Source organism: Alicyclobacillus sp. ALC3 (assembly GCF_028751195.1).
Taxonomy (GTDB): Bacteria; Bacillota; Bacilli; order Alicyclobacillales; family Alicyclobacillaceae; genus Alicyclobacillus_L.
In genome coordinates, this window is sequence record NZ_CP066784.1 from 993,637 (window position 1) to 1,011,477 (window position 17,841).

The 17,841-nt window shown below is 59.3% G+C and carries 16 protein-coding genes; 2 read left to right on the plus strand and 14 right to left on the minus strand.

The annotated features are described in order from the left end of the window. Positions 1-35: 35 nt before the first annotated feature. The 4 genes from JC200_RS04770 to JC200_RS04785 form a co-directional block, all read right to left on the minus strand. Entirely contained in the window at positions 36-1,793 is a 1,758-nt protein-coding gene (locus JC200_RS04770; RefSeq protein ID WP_274435024.1) for an acyl-CoA dehydrogenase family protein, read from the minus strand. 60 nt (positions 1,794-1,853) lie between these two features. Beyond that, entirely contained in the window at positions 1,854-3,032 is a 1,179-nt protein-coding gene (locus tag JC200_RS04775) for an acetyl-CoA C-acyltransferase (RefSeq protein ID WP_274435025.1), read from the minus strand. A gap of 15 nt (positions 3,033-3,047) precedes the next feature. Then, a complete protein-coding gene (locus JC200_RS04780) occupies positions 3,048-5,453 on the minus strand; it encodes a 3-hydroxyacyl-CoA dehydrogenase/enoyl-CoA hydratase family protein (RefSeq protein WP_274435026.1) in 2,406 nt (801 codons plus the stop codon). A gap of 230 nt (positions 5,454-5,683) precedes the next feature. After that, positions 5,684-6,613 carry an aminotransferase class IV gene (locus tag JC200_RS04785; RefSeq protein ID WP_274435027.1) on the minus strand — a complete coding sequence of 310 codons (930 nt, stop codon included), beginning with the start codon at positions 6,611-6,613 and terminating at the stop codon, positions 5,684-5,686. Positions 6,614-6,643: 30 nt separating this feature from the next. Between JC200_RS04785 and JC200_RS04790 the strand changes: the two genes are divergently transcribed. After that, complete coding sequence (locus JC200_RS04790) at positions 6,644-7,030, plus strand: histidine triad nucleotide-binding protein (protein WP_274435028.1); 387 nt, start codon at positions 6,644-6,646, stop codon at positions 7,028-7,030. Between the two features lie 23 nt (positions 7,031-7,053). Here the strand turns inward: JC200_RS04790 and JC200_RS04795 are convergent, their stop codons facing one another. The 9 genes from JC200_RS04795 to JC200_RS04835 all read right to left on the minus strand — a co-directional run bounded on the left by JC200_RS04795 (position 7,054) and on the right by JC200_RS04835 (position 16,620). Then, entirely contained in the window at positions 7,054-7,491 is a 438-nt protein-coding gene (locus tag JC200_RS04795; protein WP_443111871.1) for an OsmC family protein, read from the minus strand. Positions 7,492-7,604: 113 nt separating this feature from the next. Next, the gene (locus JC200_RS04800; RefSeq protein ID WP_274435029.1) at positions 7,605-7,985 is read right to left on the minus strand and encodes a cupredoxin domain-containing protein; all 381 of its coding nucleotides are present in this window, start codon (positions 7,983-7,985) and stop codon (positions 7,605-7,607) included. A 54-nt stretch (positions 7,986-8,039) separates the two neighbouring features. Then, positions 8,040-8,612 (minus strand): phosphatase PAP2 family protein, encoded by a 573-nt coding sequence (locus JC200_RS04805; RefSeq protein ID WP_274435030.1) that lies wholly within the window; start codon positions 8,610-8,612, stop codon positions 8,040-8,042. Positions 8,613-8,633: 21 nt separating this feature from the next. After that, entirely contained in the window at positions 8,634-9,707 is a 1,074-nt protein-coding gene (locus JC200_RS04810) for a phospholipase D-like domain-containing protein (protein ID WP_274435031.1), read from the minus strand. 126 nt (positions 9,708-9,833) lie between these two features. Next, positions 9,834-11,036 (minus strand): mannosyltransferase family protein, encoded by a 1,203-nt coding sequence (locus JC200_RS04815; protein ID WP_274435032.1) that lies wholly within the window; start codon positions 11,034-11,036, stop codon positions 9,834-9,836. A 188-nt stretch (positions 11,037-11,224) separates the two neighbouring features. Then, complete coding sequence (locus JC200_RS04820) at positions 11,225-11,725, minus strand: hypothetical protein (protein WP_274435033.1); 501 nt, start codon at positions 11,723-11,725, stop codon at positions 11,225-11,227. 115 nt (positions 11,726-11,840) lie between these two features. After that, complete coding sequence (locus JC200_RS04825; RefSeq protein WP_274435034.1) at positions 11,841-15,047, minus strand: DNA polymerase III subunit alpha; 3,207 nt, start codon at positions 15,045-15,047, stop codon at positions 11,841-11,843. 14 nt (positions 15,048-15,061) lie between these two features. Beyond that, positions 15,062-15,304 carry a hypothetical protein gene (locus tag JC200_RS04830; protein WP_274435035.1) on the minus strand — a complete coding sequence of 81 codons (243 nt, stop codon included), beginning with the start codon at positions 15,302-15,304 and terminating at the stop codon, positions 15,062-15,064. Beyond that, positions 15,301-16,620 carry a Y-family DNA polymerase gene (locus JC200_RS04835; RefSeq protein WP_274435036.1) on the minus strand — a complete coding sequence of 440 codons (1,320 nt, stop codon included), beginning with the start codon at positions 16,618-16,620 and terminating at the stop codon, positions 15,301-15,303. Before JC200_RS04835 ends, JC200_RS04830 begins: the two co-directional genes overlap by 4 nt. 307 nt (positions 16,621-16,927) lie before the next feature. Here JC200_RS04835 and JC200_RS04840 point away from each other — a divergent pair, with 307 nt between their 5' ends. Continuing rightward, positions 16,928-17,083, plus strand: a complete 156-nt coding sequence (locus JC200_RS04840; RefSeq protein ID WP_274435037.1) for a hypothetical protein — start codon at positions 16,928-16,930, stop codon at positions 17,081-17,083. Here the strand turns inward: JC200_RS04840 and JC200_RS04845 are convergent. After that, positions 17,076-17,831: a hypothetical protein gene (locus tag JC200_RS04845; protein ID WP_274435038.1), complete on the minus strand. Its 756-nt coding sequence runs from the start codon at positions 17,829-17,831 to the stop codon at positions 17,076-17,078. The genes JC200_RS04840 and JC200_RS04845 overlap by 8 nt on opposite strands. Between the last annotated feature and the right edge of the window lie 10 nt (positions 17,832-17,841).

The following is a 17,841-nucleotide window of genomic DNA, read 5'->3' on the forward strand; positions in this document are numbered from 1 at the left end:
CTAGAGGAAACTGCCGTTTGTCTCACACCAAAGGCTTACGCCAAGTACTTCTCAGCCTCAATCACGCGCGCTGCAATGCGGCGTTTGATAGCTTTGCTGTCGACCGGCGTGTAAGCCGTGATTTTGTCTAGGAGATGCAGCTGTTTTTGCAACTTCTCGCCTTCTTCCATGGACGCAAACACGGCGCGCGCGTTCTGGCGGATACGGTCAAACGCCTCCTCGGCGTACACCGTTGTCATGTCGACCTTGTTGTCTGCGGCACCCTTGCCAAGTGCCTTCTTCGTGCGCAGGAGTGCGCTCTCTAGAGCGTAGACCTCGATAATGATGTTGGCGAGGTTTGCCAGGATTTCCTGCTCGTCTTTGAGCGACTGCATGTACTTCTGTACGGCGTTGCCGCCGGCGAACAGGAAGACCTTCTTCGCGAGCGCAAGCAGGTGCGATTCGTGCGCGAGTGGCTCGTCAGAAGCGGACTCCTCGAAGGACCCAGACAAGTCGAGCGACTGCACCGCTGGCAACAGAGCCAGTTCGCCGCGCATCGCCTTCTTCAGCAGCGTGTCCGGGATAATCAGGCGGTTGATCTCGTTTGTACCCTCGAAAATGCGGTTGATGCGCGAGTCGCGATACGCGCGCTCTGCGCCGTATTCCTGAATGAAGCCGTAGCCGCCGTGAATCTGCACGTTCTCGTCAACGACGAAGTCGAGCGCCTCCGAGGCGAATACCTTTTCCACGGAGCACTCCAAGGCGTACTCCTCGATTGCCTTCGCGACTGTTCGGCCGTCGACAGCCCCGCCGAGCGACTCGAGTTGCTTGTCGATGTCGCCGGTCGAGCGGTAGGCCATGCTCTCCGAGACGTACGCCTTCGTGTTCATGTCCGCGATCTTCTGCTGAATCAGCGGGAAGTTCGAAATGGCCGTCTTGAACTGCTTGCGCTGGTTCGCGTATTTGACGCCCATCTCAATCGCCGATTTCATGCCACCGACGCAGCCGACAGCCAGTTTGTAGCGGCCGATGTTAAGGATGTTGAAGGCGATGACGTGGCCGCGCCCCGACTCACCGAGCAAGTTTTCCACCGGCACCTTGACGTCTTCAAGAATCAGCGGCCGCGTCGAAGACGCCTTGATGCCCATCTTCTTTTCTTCCGGACCAGTCGAAACACCCTCATAGCCGCGCTCGACGATGAACGCCGTGAACTTTTCGCCGTCGATCTTTGCGTAGACAATAAACACGTCCGCAAAACCTGCGTTCGTGATGAACTGCTTCGCCCCGTTCAAAATGTAGTATTTGCCGTCGTCCGACAGCTTTGCAGTGGTCTTCGCGCCAAGCGCGTCTGACCCGGAGCCAGGCTCCGTCAGGCAGTACGCAGCAATCCATTCGCCTGTCGCAAGTTTCGGCAGGTACTTTTTCTTCTGCTCTTCGTTGCCAAAATAGACAATCGGCAGCGTACCGATACCGACGTGTGCACCTTGGCTCAGCGCAAAGGAGCCTCCGCGCGTCAAGTACTCCGTAATCAGGGCCGACGAAACTTTGTCAGCGCCAAGGCCGTCGTACTCTTCCGGCACGTCAGCTGCGAGGAGACCGAGTTCGCCTGCCTTCTCAAGTAGCTTGCGCGTAAGTTGCCAGTCCTGGTGCTCGAGTTGCTCTTGATTCGGGATAATCTCGCCTTCCACAAAGGCACGTGTGGTCTCTGCAATCATTAGGTGCTCACGCGTGAAGTCTTCCGGGGTGAAGACCTGGCTCGGGTCCGTCTCTCCGATCAAGAACGCCGCGCCCTTCGTCAGCTGTTTCTCATCCATGGCCATCTTGCTCATCCTCTCCCTTTACGCAACTTCTCTAGGTGTTCGTAGAGACTCGTTCTACAGCCGTTCGAAAACACCCGCAGCGCCCATGCCGCCGCCGACGCACATCGTGACCAGACCATAGCGGCCCTTGCGGCGCGCCAGTTCATTTAAGATGGAGACAGTCAACCGTGAACCAGTACAGCCCATCGGGTGTCCGACTGCGATAGCGCCTCCGTTTACGTTGACTTTCTCTTCGTTCATGCCGAGGTGACGAATCACGTACAGCGCCTGTGATGCAAACGCCTCGTTCAGTTCAACCAGGTCAATGTCGTCCATCGTCAGACCTGCCAACTTCAGCGCCTTTGGCACGGCAGCGATAGGGCCAACACCCATGATGTCCGGGTCGACGCCGCCAACTGCGAACGAGCGAAACACCCCAAGCGGTTTGAGGCCGAGCTGTTCTGCCCGTTCCGCAGACATCACGAGCACAGCCGCCGCGCCGTCACTCGTCTGTGAGGAGTTTCCTGCGGTCACTGTGCCCTTGGCCGCGAACACCGGGCGCAGCTTCGCGAGTGCCTCAAGCGAAGTGTCCTTGCGAACGCCTTCGTCCGTGTCAAACACATGCTCGCGCGTCACGACCTGGTTGTCGTCGGTAATCGTCGTCTCGCGCACTGTCACTGGCACAATCTCGTCCTTGAACAGTCCAGCGTCAATCGCCGCGGCAGCACGCTTGTGACTGCGCAGCGCAAAGGCGTCCTGGTCCTCGCGGCTGACGTGAAAGCGCTGGGCTACCTGTTCTGCGGTCTGACCCATGCCAAGGTACACAGCCGGGAAACGCTCTGCGAGTTCGGGGTTCGGCGAAATGTTGTAGCCACCCATCGGCAGGGCGCTCATCGACTCCACACCACCAGCGATGAGCACGTCCGCCATACCGGTCATCACCTGCTGGGCTGCCATCGAGATGGTTTGTAGGCCAGAAGAGCAGAACCGGTTGACCGTCACGCCCGGTACAGAAGTCGGCAGACCCGCGCGCATCGCAGCGATGCGGGCGACGTTCATGCCCTGTTCCGCTTCCGGTGTCGCACATCCAAACAGCACGTCTTCAATCTCCGCCGGGTCTACTTGCGGCACCCGCCGCAACACATCCTGGATGACGAGGGCTGCCAGGTCATCTGGCCGCGTGTTCCGCAATGTCCCCTTCGGTGCCTTGCCGACGGCCGTTCTGGCGCCGGCGACGATAACTGCTTCTCTCACGGTATCTCCCCCTTCCTAGTTCCGCAGTGGCTTTCCGGTGGTCAACATATACTGCATACGCTCTTGCGTCTTCGGTTCCCCAATCAGGCTCAAGAACGCCTCGCGTTCGAGGTCAAGCAGATACTGTTCCGTCACCATGGTGCCGCGCGCTACATCTCCGCCAGTCAGGACCCGAATCAGTTGGCGTGCGACCACTTCGTCGTGATCGGAGATATATCCACTCATCTTCATCTGATAGACGCCGACCTTCAGCAGCGCAGCGCCGCTCTCGCCGAGCACTGGGATGCGCTTTGACGTCTGCGGCTGATAGCCCGCTCGAGCCAGGCCGAGTACGACCTGTTTGGCGTCGTGGAGTTGATAGTCTTGGTTGACGCTGATTCCGTCCGCGGCCCGCAGGAAGCCCATCGCGCGCGCTTCCTTCGCGCTTGTCGCCACTTTGGCCGTTCCAACCGTCTCGAACACCTTGCGCACAAACGCGTCGAGCCGCTCGCCGACGTCGCCTGGCACGTTTTCCACGGCACGGATGAGCACCTCTTTGTTGCCCCCGCCGCCCGGGATGAGGCCGATGCCGACTTCAACCAGGCCCATGTACGTCTCTGCCGCTGCCTGGATACGGTCAGCCGGGAAGCAGACTTCCGCGCCGCCGCCAAGCGTCATGTTAAACGGCGCCGCCACAACCGGTTTCGTCGAGTACTTCAGGCGCATCATCGCCTGCTGGAACTCGTTGACCGCGAGGTCGAGGTTCTCCCAGTGCTTCTGCTGCGCTTCCATCAGCATCAGCAGGATGTTAGCGCCGACGCAAAAGTACTCGTCCTGATTCCCGATGACGAGACCCTGCCAGTTCGCTTCAACCTCATCCACCGCTTTGTTGACCATCTCGATCACGCCCGGTGTCACCGCTTGTTTCAGGGAGTGAAACTCGAGGCAGAGCACGCCGTCCCCGATGTCGACAAGGCTCGCTTCAATGTTGCGCGCGACCTCCTTGCCTGCCGCCTTCAGGCGCGCAAGGTTAATCTGTTCCTTCGGCTCGTCAACGCCGCGAAACTCGTTTTTGCCGACGAAAAAGCGCGGTGACTCACCCTTCTCGCGCTCGTAAAAGGACTCGTGGCCAGAAGCAAGGAGGTCTTCGACGAACTGTGGGATCGTTTCTCCTTCGGCGCGCATGCGCTCGACCGAGCGGCGCACCCCGATGGCGTCCCACGTCTCGTACGGACCCAGCTTCCAGTTGAAGCCCCACTTCATCGCGTTGTCGACTGCGACGATGTCTCCGGCAATTTCGTCTTGCTTTTCCGCCGTGTAGAGCAACGCTTTTTTCAGCACGTCCCAGGCGAACTGCGCTGCTACATCGTCGCCGTACACGAGCGTCTCCATCTTCTTGCCGACGTTCGCCGCGTTTTTCGCCGCCTTCAGTGCCTTCGAATCGACCTTTTTGCGCGGGCGGTACGCCAGTGTTTCGAGGTCGAGCGCGAGAATCTCTTTTCCGGCAGTGCTCTTCTCTTTCTTGAAGAAGCCCTGGCCCGTCTTGTCGCCAAGCCAGCGGTTTGCCACCATCTGCTCAATGTAGGCCGGGATGGCAAAAGCGTCCTTCTCCCAACCTTCACTTACGCTCGCCTGTACGTTTTTGGCAACATGGACAAAAGTGTCGAGTCCAACGAGGTCCAGCGTGCGGAACGTCGCACTCTTTGGCCGCCCCATCGCCGGGCCCGTGATGGCATCGACTTCATCAACGCCAAGGTCGTGCTGCTTCATCGCCTTAAGCGTCACGAGCAGCCCGTAGGTGCCAATCCGGTTCGCGATAAAGTTCGGGGTATCTTTCGCCATCACGACGCCTTTTCCGAGTACGCGCGCGCCAAACGTCTGCATGAACGAGATGACCTCTGTGTCTGTATCCGGACCCGGGATGAGCTCAAGTAACTTCATGTAGCGCGGCGGGTTGAAGAAGTGGGTGCCAAGGAAACGGCTGCGAAACTCCGGCGAGCGGTCTTTCGCCATGTCCGCGATGGAGATGCCAGACGTGTTCGAACTGACGATAGCGTCCGCTTTGACCACGGCTTCGACCTTTGCGAACAGTTGCTGCTTAATGGCTAGATTTTCGACGACGGCTTCGATCACCCAGTCACAGTCTGCGAGTTTGCCGAGGTCGTCCTCGATATTTCCGACTTGCACCAGTTCAGCGTCAGCCGCTGAGTAAAACGGAGCTGGTTTCGCCTTCTTCGCGCCCTGGAGGCCTCTTGCCGCAAAGCGGTTGCGCACCGCAGGGGACTGAAGTGTCAAGCCCTTCGCCGCTTCATCCGGCAGAAGTTCGTTGGGAACGATGTCCAGGAGCAGGACTGAGATGCCGACGTTGGCGAGGTGTGCTGCAATCGCAGCCCCCATGACGCCTGCACCCAGGACAGCAGCCTTCCGGATCTGACGAGTCACATGCCATCCTCCTCACGTAGTGGTTCTCAGGTCATTCGACAGACGCAGGCCAAACCTCGTTGAGCGTCCAGAGGACAACCGCATCGGTTCAAACCGACCGGTCGGTAGATTCACTCTCATCATAGCAAACCAGAGGAGCGTTGAACAGCCCCGCAAAGCTGGGAATTCTCGCGAAAGATATAGGTGCCATAGGAGCGGTGTTTGCCTCTGCGCGACAACCGATTGAATCCCTAGACCTCGAGCATGGCAAAGCGCGTGACATAGTCGGCGTACGCTTCGCGCAACTTCGCCGTAACGACCCCAGTGCCCTCTGTTTCCCACAGCGTCACGGGATGTGAAACCTCCTGCAGCAGGGTGTCTGGCGCTGTGTCTGGCAACGCTTGAAGCGCAGGCCCTGTACCCTCGTCCACGAACACCTTGTGAATCGGCTGCACTTCGGAAGTGGTACCTGTGATAAACACTTCGTCCACGTCTTTCAGGTCGTCCAACGGCAGTCGCTGTTCGCGCACCGTCAGTCCCAGTTCCTCAGCCAACTGCAGCACAAGGCGGCGCGTCACGCCAGCGAGAATATAGCGGTCTGCCGGCGCTGTCCAAATCACCCCGTCGCGCACAAACCACGCGTTGCTGCTCGACCCTTCGGTGACTTCTCCGTTTCGCACCAACAGCGCTTCGTCAGCGCCGGCGCGGTGCGCAACTTCCTTCGCAATGACGTTTGGCAGAAGATTGATCGTCTTAACCCAAACGTTTCCCCAGCGCTCATCTGGGAGACAGAGGAGTGTTCCGTGCGCAGACGGGGCTTTTTCCGAAACCTTGCGCACTGTCATACTGACTGACGGGCGCACCTGCGGGAAACCGTGACTGCGCGTCGCAAACCCACGCGTCACCTGCAGGTAGACGAGGGCCTGTGCCTCCCCACTTCTGCGAATGGCTTCGTTCATTAACCGAGCCCACTCAGCCCGCGTGTGCGGATTGTCAATCGCGATGGCGCGAAGGCTGCGTTCGAGGCGTTCAAAGTGCCAATCCGACAGAAACGCCCGACCACCGTAGACGCGCAGTACCTCGTAGACGCCGTCGCCAAAGTTGTGTCCGCGCTCATCGATCGGGACAACAGCTGAATCCGGGCTCTGAAACTCGCCGTTTAAGTAGCCAATCGCAGGCATGACTTTCCCCTCCCACTGGGACGTTGTATGATGGACAGCAGAATGTTCAAACACTGTGAACGGAGTGGTACGGTGGAAGACTGCTTGTTTTGCAAAATCGTTCAAGGCGCAATCCCGTCCAAAAAAGTGTTGGAGACTGAAACGGTCTACGCCTTTCACGATATCGACCCGAAAGCGCCCGTGCATATCCTGCTCATCCCGAAGAAGCACATCCGTTCCGCGCAAACCTTGTCACCGGAGGACGCATTGGTGGTCGGTGACATTCACCTCGCCGCACAGGAAGCTGCGAAGGCTGCGGGCGTCGCAGAAGACGGCTACCGCATTGTCACCAACGTAGGTGACCACGGCCATCAAACGGTTCACCACCTGCACTACCACCTGCTTGGTGGCAGGCAGATGTTGTGGCCGCCAGGCTGAATCCGACAGCCAGCCTCGAGCGGTTAATCCTGGACAGGCGGCTCTTCTTTGCCGTTTAGGACCAGACGCGGTACAATGCCAGCGTTCAAAGACGCCGACGCAGAGCAGTATTTTTCTTCGCTCAGGTGAATGGCGCGCCAAGCCTTGGCTGGCTGCACATGTCCTGTCATCTCGTACGTCAAGCGGATCTCGGTGAACGCCTGCGGTTTCTCTTCCCGACGCACACCGTCCGCGTGAATCGTGAGCGACTCCAGAGGTTCACGCATGCGTTCGAGGATGAGCGTGACGTCGATCCCTGTGCAGCCAGTCAGTCCCATCAACAGCAGTTCCATGGGGCGATTGCCTTTGTCTTCCCCACCGTCTTCGACCTTTGCATCCATGTCAACCGGGTGTCCGGAAGGTCCAGTCGAAGTAAAATGCCGTTTCCCCAACCACTTGCTCTCCACATGCATCTCAGGCATTTTGCAACCCTCCAGCGAGACCAATTTTCGATATTGCACCTTCCGATTGTACCTTTTACACACGCCAAAAAGCGAGATGGCGGCCAGTAAAAGACGCGGCCGCAAGCCTCACTCTACGGATTGACCGTCATGGTGCCGCTGATTCCTGGCTCTGGCTTGCCGCCAGTATCGGAGTAATAAGGAAAACGCCCGGTCTTGTCTGGCCGAAAGGAGGCTTGAACGTCTTCACCAGGGTTCAGGTTTTGCGTGAAGATGTAGAAGGCGGGAATCACCAAGTTGTGGGTCCGAGTGCCTTGGTTGACAACGTCGATCTGTACCAATTCCCCTTGTTTTGCACTGAATGCAAGCGGAGCAATTCCCTCATCACGGATTGTGATTTTCAGTGAAACATTCGCATAAGCGACTTTGGCCGGGACGAAACTCCAGAGCGCACAGGTCACACCAACCAGAGCGGACGCAACACGCAAAGCGAAGCCGCAGCGCAGAGCAGACATCGAGTGTGACTCCTTCGTGTCAGATGCACCTACCATGCACTGTCCGGGATGCGTCTATGCATGCACGCTAAAGACGTGAAAGACGACCTGTCGCACAATCAAGGCAACCAATGCGCCGTGCAGGGCGCCTGCCACGACATCCGTGAGGTAGTGCAATCCCCCGTAGATTCTGGCTAGGCAAACGAGGACAGCTAGAACGTACAGTACCTCCCGATATCCTGGCACCAGTCCCATGCCGACGGCGAGGGCGAACGCTCCTGTCGCATGGTTGCTCGGAAACCCATGGCCCGGTTCATGCCAAACCAGCGCCTCAAACGTCTCCTGTTCAAACGGTCGCGGGCGGGCAAAGAAGCGTGAGACAGGCTCGTTGATGAGGCGCGCGAGGACCGCAGCCACGATTGCGGAAACGCCGCCAAGGAGCGCGGTCTGCGTTGCTTCGTTCGTAGCTGGCAAAGCCACGCCGCTGACAGCGAGTAAAATGAGAAAGAGCATGGCGAGCGGCGTCCACTTAGCAATCACGGCGCCGAAGACGTCGAGCCACACGAAGCGATTCCACAGCGCGTGCACACGCTGTGCGATGTTTTCATCTAGTCGGGTTTGCCAGTTGTCCTGTGTGGATACCGCCACATGCTCCCTCCTCACTGAAGTTCAGAAGTTTTCGCGCTGCGAACCAGACCTCGCAGGCGAATCGGTGCCGCGCGCGACTTCTGCCGCCAGGTTGTGCTCTAGTGCTTTGGCAAACAGCGGCACGTTCGTCAGCCGGACGTCGCCCTCGTGGTTGTAAATGTACGCCTGGTGACTGAAATTCGCACTGCCGATGAAAAACACCTTCCCGTGGTCAATGTCGAGAATTTTCGCGTGCATCAGTTCCCCGTCCGCAGGTTGGTAAAAACGAACCGTTGCACCAGCGGCGCGCAGAGCATCTGCGCTCTTTGGGTTCTGGTACTGCGTTGGGTCAAGCAGAACTTCGACCTTGACACCGCGCTTGCTTGCTGCCTCAAGCGCATCCAGAACGCCCCAGTCCGAGAGGTCGAACGCCTCCATCGAAATTTGCTCCGTTGCCCCTTGAATCGCCTGCTCTGCGTCTTGTTCCATCAGCCGGTCACTGATGAGCGGCAGTTGATACGACGGAGCTGTTGCTGGCGCTCCATCGGCGCGTGCCCAATCCCAGCGAAACAACGCAGTAAACGACGGATTGGCTGTTTGCAGATACACCGAAGCGTCGTTGTTGTTCCAACTTCGCGCACCGAAATTCATCCCGCCAATCAGCACCGAGTTGTCGACCACCAACATCTTGATGTGGCTAATTCCTTGCTTCACTCGCAGCGATTCGACAGGCACACCGTCCCTCTGCAGGGTCGGCACTCCGACGTCCTGTGAATGAGACTCTGTTGCGTCCACGACGACGCGGACGTCGACGCCGCGGTGACGGGCGTCAGCGAGTGCTTGGAGAACGTCGGCATCGGACAGTTCATAGATGTCAAAGTAACACGTCTGTTTGGCCGCTGCGATCATCTGCAAAGCTTGCGTTTTAACATCTTTCCCCCAGTCCAGGGTCATCCCGGTCTCCGTCACAGGTGCAGGCAACGGCGGTGTTGAAGCGTCTGCTTGGGCACAGCCGGTAACGAGGGCTCCGGTTACGGATAACAGCAGCCACAATCGACTGCGTCGACCAACAGTGTGGAAGATTTCCAAAAGGCGCGTGAGGTCTCTGTGCGGCATAGACTCCCCATCCACGGGCTGGCCAAGCCCTTCGATTGCGCGCTCACAATCAGTTCAACACCGCGTCTTCCACTCCTGTCTCCCATGCGATCAATTACAAAGTAAGGTCGTTTGCTCCAATCTACTTTACGCGATGAAACTGCCTGTGCAAAAGGAGGCGTACGTCGCGACCAAGAGTAGACCGCAGACGCTGACGGCAACTGCCGCACTCGCGCGCGAGCGCAGTGTCTGCGCCAGGTAGGCAAAGACGGGGATGAGCACAATGACAAACCGCGGTGTGCTCAGCAGGTAATCCCACGCCTGTCCGTGTGCCGCGGGAGCGGCCGGGGCGCTCGACGTGATCCAGAGGATCACGGTAAGGTACAGCACCTGCCCGCTGTGATGAAGTGACGACCTGGCGAAGCGGAAACCAACTGCGACAGCGGTCAAGATGATGAGCCAACTCGCGAGTTCGAATGCGTGATAGGGCACTTGCGACCACGGTTCTGGCGCGAGCAGTTGTACAACCGCGCGCCACAGCGTCTCCCAAAAAGGCATGAAACTGCGGTGCCAAGTTTTTTCGGCGACCGTAAAGGCCAAGGGGAGACCGGTGTGCTGGCGCAGCCAAAGCAAGTACGAAGCAAGCGTAGCAATCGGCAGCAGCAGCCATAAGACCTGCAAGTTGAGGCGACGCCACCACTCTGTGCGCCAGAACTTCGCGCTCATACCACGAGCGGCCAAGTAGTCGCACAAGAGGATGAGGCCAAGGACAATACCCGTATTGCGCGTCAGAGCCGCGAGCGCAACCGCTACAGCTGCAGCGCCGAACTGCCGACGCCGCGAAGCGAGGATGACGACTGCGGAGAGGAGCAGGAACAGCGATTCACTGTACACAGCACGAAAGAAGAAAGCAGTCGGAAACAGCGCGAGCAGCATCATTGTCAAACTAGCCGTCCGAACACCAAACTCACGTGCTGCCCAGACGCCAACGAGGTACAGACCGAAAACAAAGCAGATGAACGACAGTACCAGCCCCGCGACAGGGTCTGGCAGCCGAAACACCGTGTGCAGAGCGCTGATGAGCCATGGGTAGAGTGGGAAAAACGCAGTCTGTGCAACGTTTTGATAGCCGTGACGAGCAATTTCAAGGAACCACCCGCCATCCCACTGCGTCATATTGGTCACAAGCAGCGTGTGCCAGCGTACAGCCTGGTGTTCAAACAGCAAAACAACGGCGCCAACCGCGACAAGCAAGACCTGTTGCAGGACGACAAGCGCCAGGGTGAGCTTCACGAGCCAACGGCGGGAAGTTTTGTCTTCGTTCTCAAACCAGCGTGTGTTGATTGTCATGAAACCCTGTGTTCAACCCAGACGTTTGCGGAAAAAGTCACAATGTGAAGCGTCACAGAGGCACACCTCTTTGTGGCAAAGTTACTGCCATCGTACCTGACCGCTCGGCGGTCGTACAGGTGTAACACCCGTCGTGGCAGGGCTGCAGGCGCAGACGGGTACCCACGTCCCGCCGACAGCCTGACAAGTTAAGGGTCCCAGAACAGCCGAAGCGTGAACCAGCGCCCGTACTGCTTGACTTGGTACCACTGACCCGGGACAAGCTTACTCACAGTGTGTCCACGCAGGTTGCGCATCTGCAGTCCCACGTCCGCAAACGGTGTCCCGTCTGCCGCGCTAGCCAAGATGAAGTCTCCGTTTCGGTCAGGTGTCGCCGTGAACCAGAGCCCGCTTTGTCCACCGAGGCGGTAGGCAGGCTCGGTATGTCCCCACGCAAGGTCGCGTAGACGACGGTAAGTAAAAACGTCGTTGTGCGCACTGGTTGGAGTTTCTGTTGTAGTCGTCGTCTGCCATACTGGGTCGTACTGGAGCGTCTCCTGACCTCTGACGACCAACTCAAAACTGCCGTATTTGGCGTGCTTGTACACGGACATCGCAAAGACAACCGACGCAAACACTAAGCCCACTGCAACCAAACCGGACAGAAAGTATAGATTGGTTCGTGCGACTCGGTCTTGAGGCATGCGCATCCCCGTCGCCTCCAGCAGCACAATTAGCAAATCATTCAGACTACATTCTGTTGACATTGTAGGAGATTAATGAGAGCAAGCGCAATTCGTTTCGCCATTCGAGCGCACTCACGTTTTACTGGTTCGTCAGCGACCAGACCCGCTCGACCATGAGTTGCAGGCGTCCGCCGCCGCGGTGCTGGACGCGCCCCACCACCCCGACGAGTCGCCCATACGGAGTGAACAGCACTGCGCCTGTTTCATGGTAGACGGCTTCAAACATCGTCGCGTCGACCGATCCCGTTTCGTCCTCGACGCTGAAAAACACCGTCGTCTTGCCGCTTTTCGTCGGCGGTCGGTGCGGACGCACCACCAACCCCGCCACAGCGATGACTTCGTCCTCCTCTGCTAGGTAGGCCTCCTCTGCAGTGATGCAGCCCTCTGCTCGCACCAGCGGGCGAAACAACTCCATCCAGTGCCCCGACGTCCCGACCCCAATGAGTCTGTACTCGTCCGCCAGTTTGTCGGACTGTGTGAACTCTGGCACTGCACTCAACCGCTCCTCTTCCACACATCCGCCAGCAGCGTTGAACAGCGTCTGTGACGGCTCGTCGCGAAGCGCCAGCAGCGTCGGCAGTTCCCACAGGAGGTGGCGACGGCTGTTCGGGTGAAGCGGGTCAAAGCCGCCGGCGCGGATCAGGTGTTCTGCCATCAGCCGGTCAATCGCGGTCACTCGCCGCAGGCAGTCCAGCGCATCCACGAATCGACCACGCGTGCTCCGCTCGGCGCAAAGCGCCTCAGCTGCAGACTTCCGAAACCCTTTCAGCAGGCACAGTCCGAGGCGAATCGCAAACTGAGACTCAGGCTGGGTCTCGAGCTGAGCCGCCTCTGTTGGAGCCTCAGGCTGAGGCGCCGCCGTCTGAGGATTGCTCTGCGGCTTGCCCCCCGCCACCACCGTGCAGCCCCACTCGCTCTCGTTGACGTCGATGCCGAGAATTCGGATGCCTCGCCGCTTCGCCTGTGCGACCACGACGTGCACGGGGTAGTAGCCCATCGGGTACTGGTTGAGAATTGCGGCAAAAAACTCCGCCGGGTAGTGCTCGACGAGGTACGCCGTCTTGTACGCTGTCGCTGCGAAGGCAGCGGCGTGCGCCTCGCAGAAGCCGTAACTCGCGTACCCTTGGATGTAGGAGAAAATGGTCGCGGCAACTTCCGGATCAACCCCTGCAGCAGAAGCCTTTTCGAGAAACTGGCGGCCAATCTGCTCCATCTCCGTCGCCGAGCGCGCGTGGCTCATGACGCGGCGCAACTGGTCGGCCTCGCCTGGCGTGAAGTTGGCGATGGCCGTCGCAATTTCGATCACCTGTTCCTGAAACAGCACCACGCCGTACGTCTTGCCAAGAATCGGCTCGAGTTTCGGGTGCAGGTACGAGACGGGTTCGTTGCCGCGGCGGCGCGCGAGGAAGGGATCGACCATGTTGCCTTTGATTGGGCCTGGGCGGATGAGCGCCACACTCGCCACGATGTCCTCGAGTCCGTCCGGCTTCAGGCGCGCCTGTAAAGCTCGCTGGGCGGGGCTCTCGAGCTGGAAGACGCCGATGGTGTCGCCTGTGCCGAGGCGCTCAAAGGTCGCCTGGTCGTCAAACGGCAGGCTGTCGTAGTCAATCGTCTCGCCCGACCGCGCGCGCAGGCGAATGGCGTCGTCGATCGCCGACATCGTCCGCAGCGACAGGAGGTCGAGTTTCACGAGCCCGACGTCCTCAACGGCATCCTTGTCAAACGGCGTCATCCACTCGCCTTTCGCGGACGGCTGCAGCGAAGTGGTCAGAAGCAACGGCTGGCGGCTGACCACGAGCCCACCGACGTGCATGCCAAAGTGGCGTGGAAAACCAGCGATGCGAGCGGACAACTGCCACAGCCACGGCAACTCGTCGCGGTAGGCGGCAAGCCCGCGAAGCTCCGGGACGCGCTCAAACAACCCTTCGAGGCGGTCTGCGTGTGCTCCCCACGGCACGCGCTTTGCCAGCGTGTCAAGGATGCGCTCTGGAATCGCGAGCGCCTTACCCACTTCGCGGATCGCGGAACGACCGCGGAAAGTCTGATACGTTGCGACGCGCGCGACGTGATGGCGCCCGTAGGTCCGGTAGACGTAGTCCATCACCTCGTCGCGCCGGCGGCTGTCGAAGTCGACGTCGATGTCCGGTTTCTCCGCCCGTTCGAGGCTCATGAACCGCTCGAACAAAAGTCCGCGGCCAGCCGCGTCGACATCGGTGATGTAGAGGCAGTAGGCGACGGCCGAGTCGGCTGCAGAACCGCGGCCAGCGCAGCGGATTTCCCGTCTGCGCGCGAAGTTCACAATGTCCCAAACGACAAGGAAGTAGTCGACGTAGCCAAGCGCCGCGATGATGGCAAGCTCGTGGTCGAGTCGCGCCCGCAGCGGTGCATCGACAACCGGATAACGCCTGGCAGCCCCCTCGTACACGAGTTCGCGCAAATACGCTGCGGCGTCGGACTGGCCTTGTGGCAAGGCGAACGTAGGGAACAACGCGCCGTCAAGGCGCAGTACGACCTGACAGCGCTCGGCCACAAGCGCGGTATTGGCGACAGCCTCTGGCCACGCTGCAAATCGCTCTGCCGCCTCTTGTTCCCCGTACAGCCAGCGGGCCTGATTGAGCGGCCGCTCGGCGTGCGGCGTCTGAATGTCGCAGCCGACGCGCATGCAGGTGAGGACGTCGTGAATCGGAAACTGGTCCGGTGTTGCGTAGTGCACGTTGCCGGTAGCGATGAGTGGAATGTCACACGCCTTGGCCAGTTGTGCGAGCTCGCTGTTTAGCCGGTGTGTATCCGGGTAGTCGTCTGACTGAATCTCGATGAAGTAGGCGTTCGGGAACGCGTCGCGGTACGCACAGGCAAGCCGCCGTGCAGCATCCAAGCGGCGGTGGAGAACAAGCTGCGCGAGTCGCCCACGGCGGCAGCCAGAGAACACAATCAGCCCCTCGGCGTGGCGGAACAGCTCGTTCTCGGTGACCTGTGGATCACGCCGCCTCCCCTCTCCTTCATGCGCATGCGTCAAAATGCGGCAGAGGTTTTCGTAACCTTGCGACGTCTGGGCGAGCAGTGTCAGGTGCGTGCGGTCATCGAGCGTGATCTCCGATCCAGAAATCGGTTTGATGCCGTAGCGAGCTGCCCAGCGGTGAAAAGCAGGCAGACCGGCGATGGTGTTGTGGTCAGTGAGCGCGAGCGCTGGCATCTGCTGCAAAACAGCCTGTGCGACTAGCTCCTCGATGGACGCTGCGCCATCGAGAAAAGAAAACGGCGAGTGGCAGTGCAGATGAACAAACACGGGCGCCACCTCCTTTAGTCCCACACCCGGTACAGCCACCACTCTGTTTTGGCGCACTCGACGTCGAACACACCGCCGTCCTCATCGAGCACCCTCTGCACCTGACGCGTTCCTTCGCCACGCCACCAGGCGCCCATCTCGGACCAGCGGCCAATTACGTTGACCACGCGGTGCGTCACTTCCCCGTCGCGAAACCACTGCAGGCTACCGTCTGCATCAACGGTCGCTTGCACTGGCCGCCGGACGATGCGAGTCATATGCCGAGCACCGCCTGCAGCCGAAGTTCGCGAAAGCCTGGGCGCACGCCGATGCGAAGTCCGTTTGGGTACCTGTGGTTGACCTGGCGGACGAGTTGTTCGACATTCTCTCCTGCCGGGCGCGCTGCTTCGAATGCTCCGTTACGCACCTCGAAGGTCAGTTGCGTGCCGGAAAGTGAACGCAGACCTTCCACATACACACAGACAGCTTCCAGCTGCCCTGCGAGTTTCGCGTCTGCGGCTGTCCTTAGTTTGGCGTCTGCGGTTGGCTTTAAGGCTCGCTCCAGTCCAGACCGCAACTGCGCCAAAACCGCGTCTTCACGCCACAACGGCCGTTTCGCCGCGCGCTCAAAGCCACCCTCGCCTGCATCCGTCCGCCACGTCAGCCCAACTGTGAGTGCACCGAGTTCTGCGCGCTGCAACCGCAGTGAGAGCGACGCTGCGAGCGGCTTGACCACTGCCCACAACTGGTCTCGCGACACAGCTTCGCCGACTTCGGCACGCCACGCCTCTTGCCAACGCGGCGGCGGATAATTGACGCGCACGGACTGCCTGGTCTGTAGCTGTGGCTGCAGCCAACTGAGCCAGACGAAGGCATCTTTGCCGAAGTGTCGGGACAAGCGCTCCGGTCCTGCTCGCTGTAAATCCCGCAACCGTCTCATACCGAGTTGCACAAGCGCCTCCCTGGTGCGCTCCGGAATCAGCCACAGAGCAACAACAGGCATGTCTGCGAGCCACTGCCCTGGCGTCCCCGCGGCAACGCCACTGCTAGGGTTCCTGGCACTCACCCCTTGCGCCACTGACATGACTGTGTCGGGTGAAAGGAGTAACTGCTGCCGACCCGCTTTGCGGTACAGCGCTCCCGGCACTTTTTCCCAAAAACTCCACTCGACGAGTGCCTGCGCCAGAAACGGCGTCGCTGCGAACCCAACGCGCAAACGCTGTTCGTCGGTCAGCAGCGCGTCGACTCTCTGCAGCAGGCTGCGCACCTCCCGAAGCGGTGGCGCTTGCCCAGACACCTGCAGCCAAAACGCGTCCGGAGGGCGTGTTTCGAGCCACGGTGAAAACCGCCAGAGAATCGGCCAAATGCTTTCCATGACAAGGGCCGTTGGCGACTGTAATTGCTCTTCCTCACGCACAAGCGCCACATCTGGCACCAACGCTTGCACAGTCGCACGGTTCATCCCGACTCGAACTCCCCGCTTGCGCGCAGACACTGACGCGTCTGTGACAACTTCTCGTGTTGTGCTCGCCCACAAGGACTGAGCGCAGGACACTCGAACGCCTTCCCCTCGGCCGAACAGCGAAAAACGCATGGCCAATCACCTCGCGAGATAAAAATGGACCGGCCGAAACTTCGACCACCCCACAGTAAGAACATATGTTCTGATGCCGAATATTATACTCGGTTGGACCCAAAATACAAACGTATGTTCTCATTTCGCGGAGTGAAAATTATGGTTTATGCCCCTGCAAATGCCCCTTGCAAGGTGAAACATTTTCTTCTGGGCAGACGTCTATATGTAGTGAGAGCAACGTTCTCTGAGGCACTTTTACAACGGACTGAAAATAATAGGCATTTACGAATTCTCTGTAGAAAATACAGATGGGGAGGTGTGACACATGGGCGTTGGATTTATTTTCATCGTCGTCTTGTTGGCCGTTCTTATCGGTTTATTCGCTAGACAAGCCCTGGCTAACGTAGGCACGGCGAGCGAACTGAAAGTGGAATCTGAGCAGGAACATCATGACACGGACGACCAGCCCCACGCTATGTGACCTCGCCACGGTTTCCTCGCCACCGCGGCGCGATGACGTGGTGAACGTCAGCCGCACCTTCGGCTTGTGTCAACGCAATCTCTTCTTCCGGCCACATTTCAAGTCCACACCTAAGTTCTCGAGTTGATGTTGCGAGTTCGCTCGCTGAAGTTTCGCCCGCTTCATCCTGTTCCTTCTGTCGCGCCTGCACCAAAAGTGCTGTCTGCTCGCTGACCGCATCGAGCAGCTTGTCTGGCGAGACGCCAACATAAGCGAACACCCGCAGCGGGTACAGTTCCACATCGAGTACGACCTGTGCCACTGTGGCAATGACATGCAAGCAGGGCTGCTCAAGGTCAGGACACGTGCACAAACTATGCGCTACCATGTCCGCTGACTGTTCCTGAGTCGGGAACAAGTGGACTTCGTGCTCATCCAAAAAGGCAATAAATTCGCTGTCCCACTGACCCGCCAATAGTGCAGCCAGCCAGTCCGGGCGGCGCGCCAGCCAAAGGGCAATCGACGACAAGTGAGGTGCCCACCAGCCGACAGCCGGGATGGTCACCTTGTACGAATCCCCAGGTCCACCCGCCCGGACAGAAGCCGTGATTTCCCCATCCTGGCAACTCACGCGCTTAACCGCCCCTGACTTTGCGAGGGCGCGGCCGCGACGCAAGCGGCTCTTTTCAGCACGGTCAGTAAATGGCCGCCAGCGCATCTCTACGAAACTCACTGCAGTCGCTTTACTGCTCCCTTTGCGACCTGCCACGACAGCACCT

Bases quoted from the DNA above. Each gene is read 5' to 3' on its own strand.
- JC200_RS04770 (WP_274435024.1), bottom strand. From the start codon at position 1,793: ATGGATGAGAAACAGCTGACGAAGGGCGCGGCGTTCTTGATCGGAGAG.
- JC200_RS04785 (WP_274435027.1), bottom strand. From the start codon at position 6,613: ATGCCTGCGATTGGCTACTTAAACGGCGAGTTTCAGAGCCCGGATTCA.
- JC200_RS04790 (WP_274435028.1), top strand. From the start codon at position 6,644: ATGGACAGCAGAATGTTCAAACACTGTGAACGGAGTGGTACGGTGGAA.
- JC200_RS04795 (WP_443111871.1), bottom strand. From the start codon at position 7,491: ATGCCTGAGATGCATGTGGAGAGCAAGTGGTTGGGGAAACGGCATTTT.
- JC200_RS04800 (WP_274435029.1), bottom strand. From the start codon at position 7,985: ATGTCTGCTCTGCGCTGCGGCTTCGCTTTGCGTGTTGCGTCCGCTCTG.
- JC200_RS04810 (WP_274435031.1), bottom strand. From the start codon at position 9,707: ATGCCGCACAGAGACCTCACGCGCCTTTTGGAAATCTTCCACACTGTT.
- JC200_RS04815 (WP_274435032.1), bottom strand. From the start codon at position 11,036: ATGACAATCAACACACGCTGGTTTGAGAACGAAGACAAAACTTCCCGC.
- JC200_RS04820 (WP_274435033.1), bottom strand. From the start codon at position 11,725: ATGCGCATGCCTCAAGACCGAGTCGCACGAACCAATCTATACTTTCTG.
- JC200_RS04830 (WP_274435035.1), bottom strand. From the start codon at position 15,304: ATGACTCGCATCGTCCGGCGGCCAGTGCAAGCGACCGTTGATGCAGAC.
- JC200_RS04835 (WP_274435036.1), bottom strand. From the start codon at position 16,620: ATGCGTTTTTCGCTGTTCGGCCGAGGGGAAGGCGTTCGAGTGTCCTGC.
- JC200_RS04840 (WP_274435037.1), top strand. From the start codon at position 16,928: ATGGGCGTTGGATTTATTTTCATCGTCGTCTTGTTGGCCGTTCTTATC.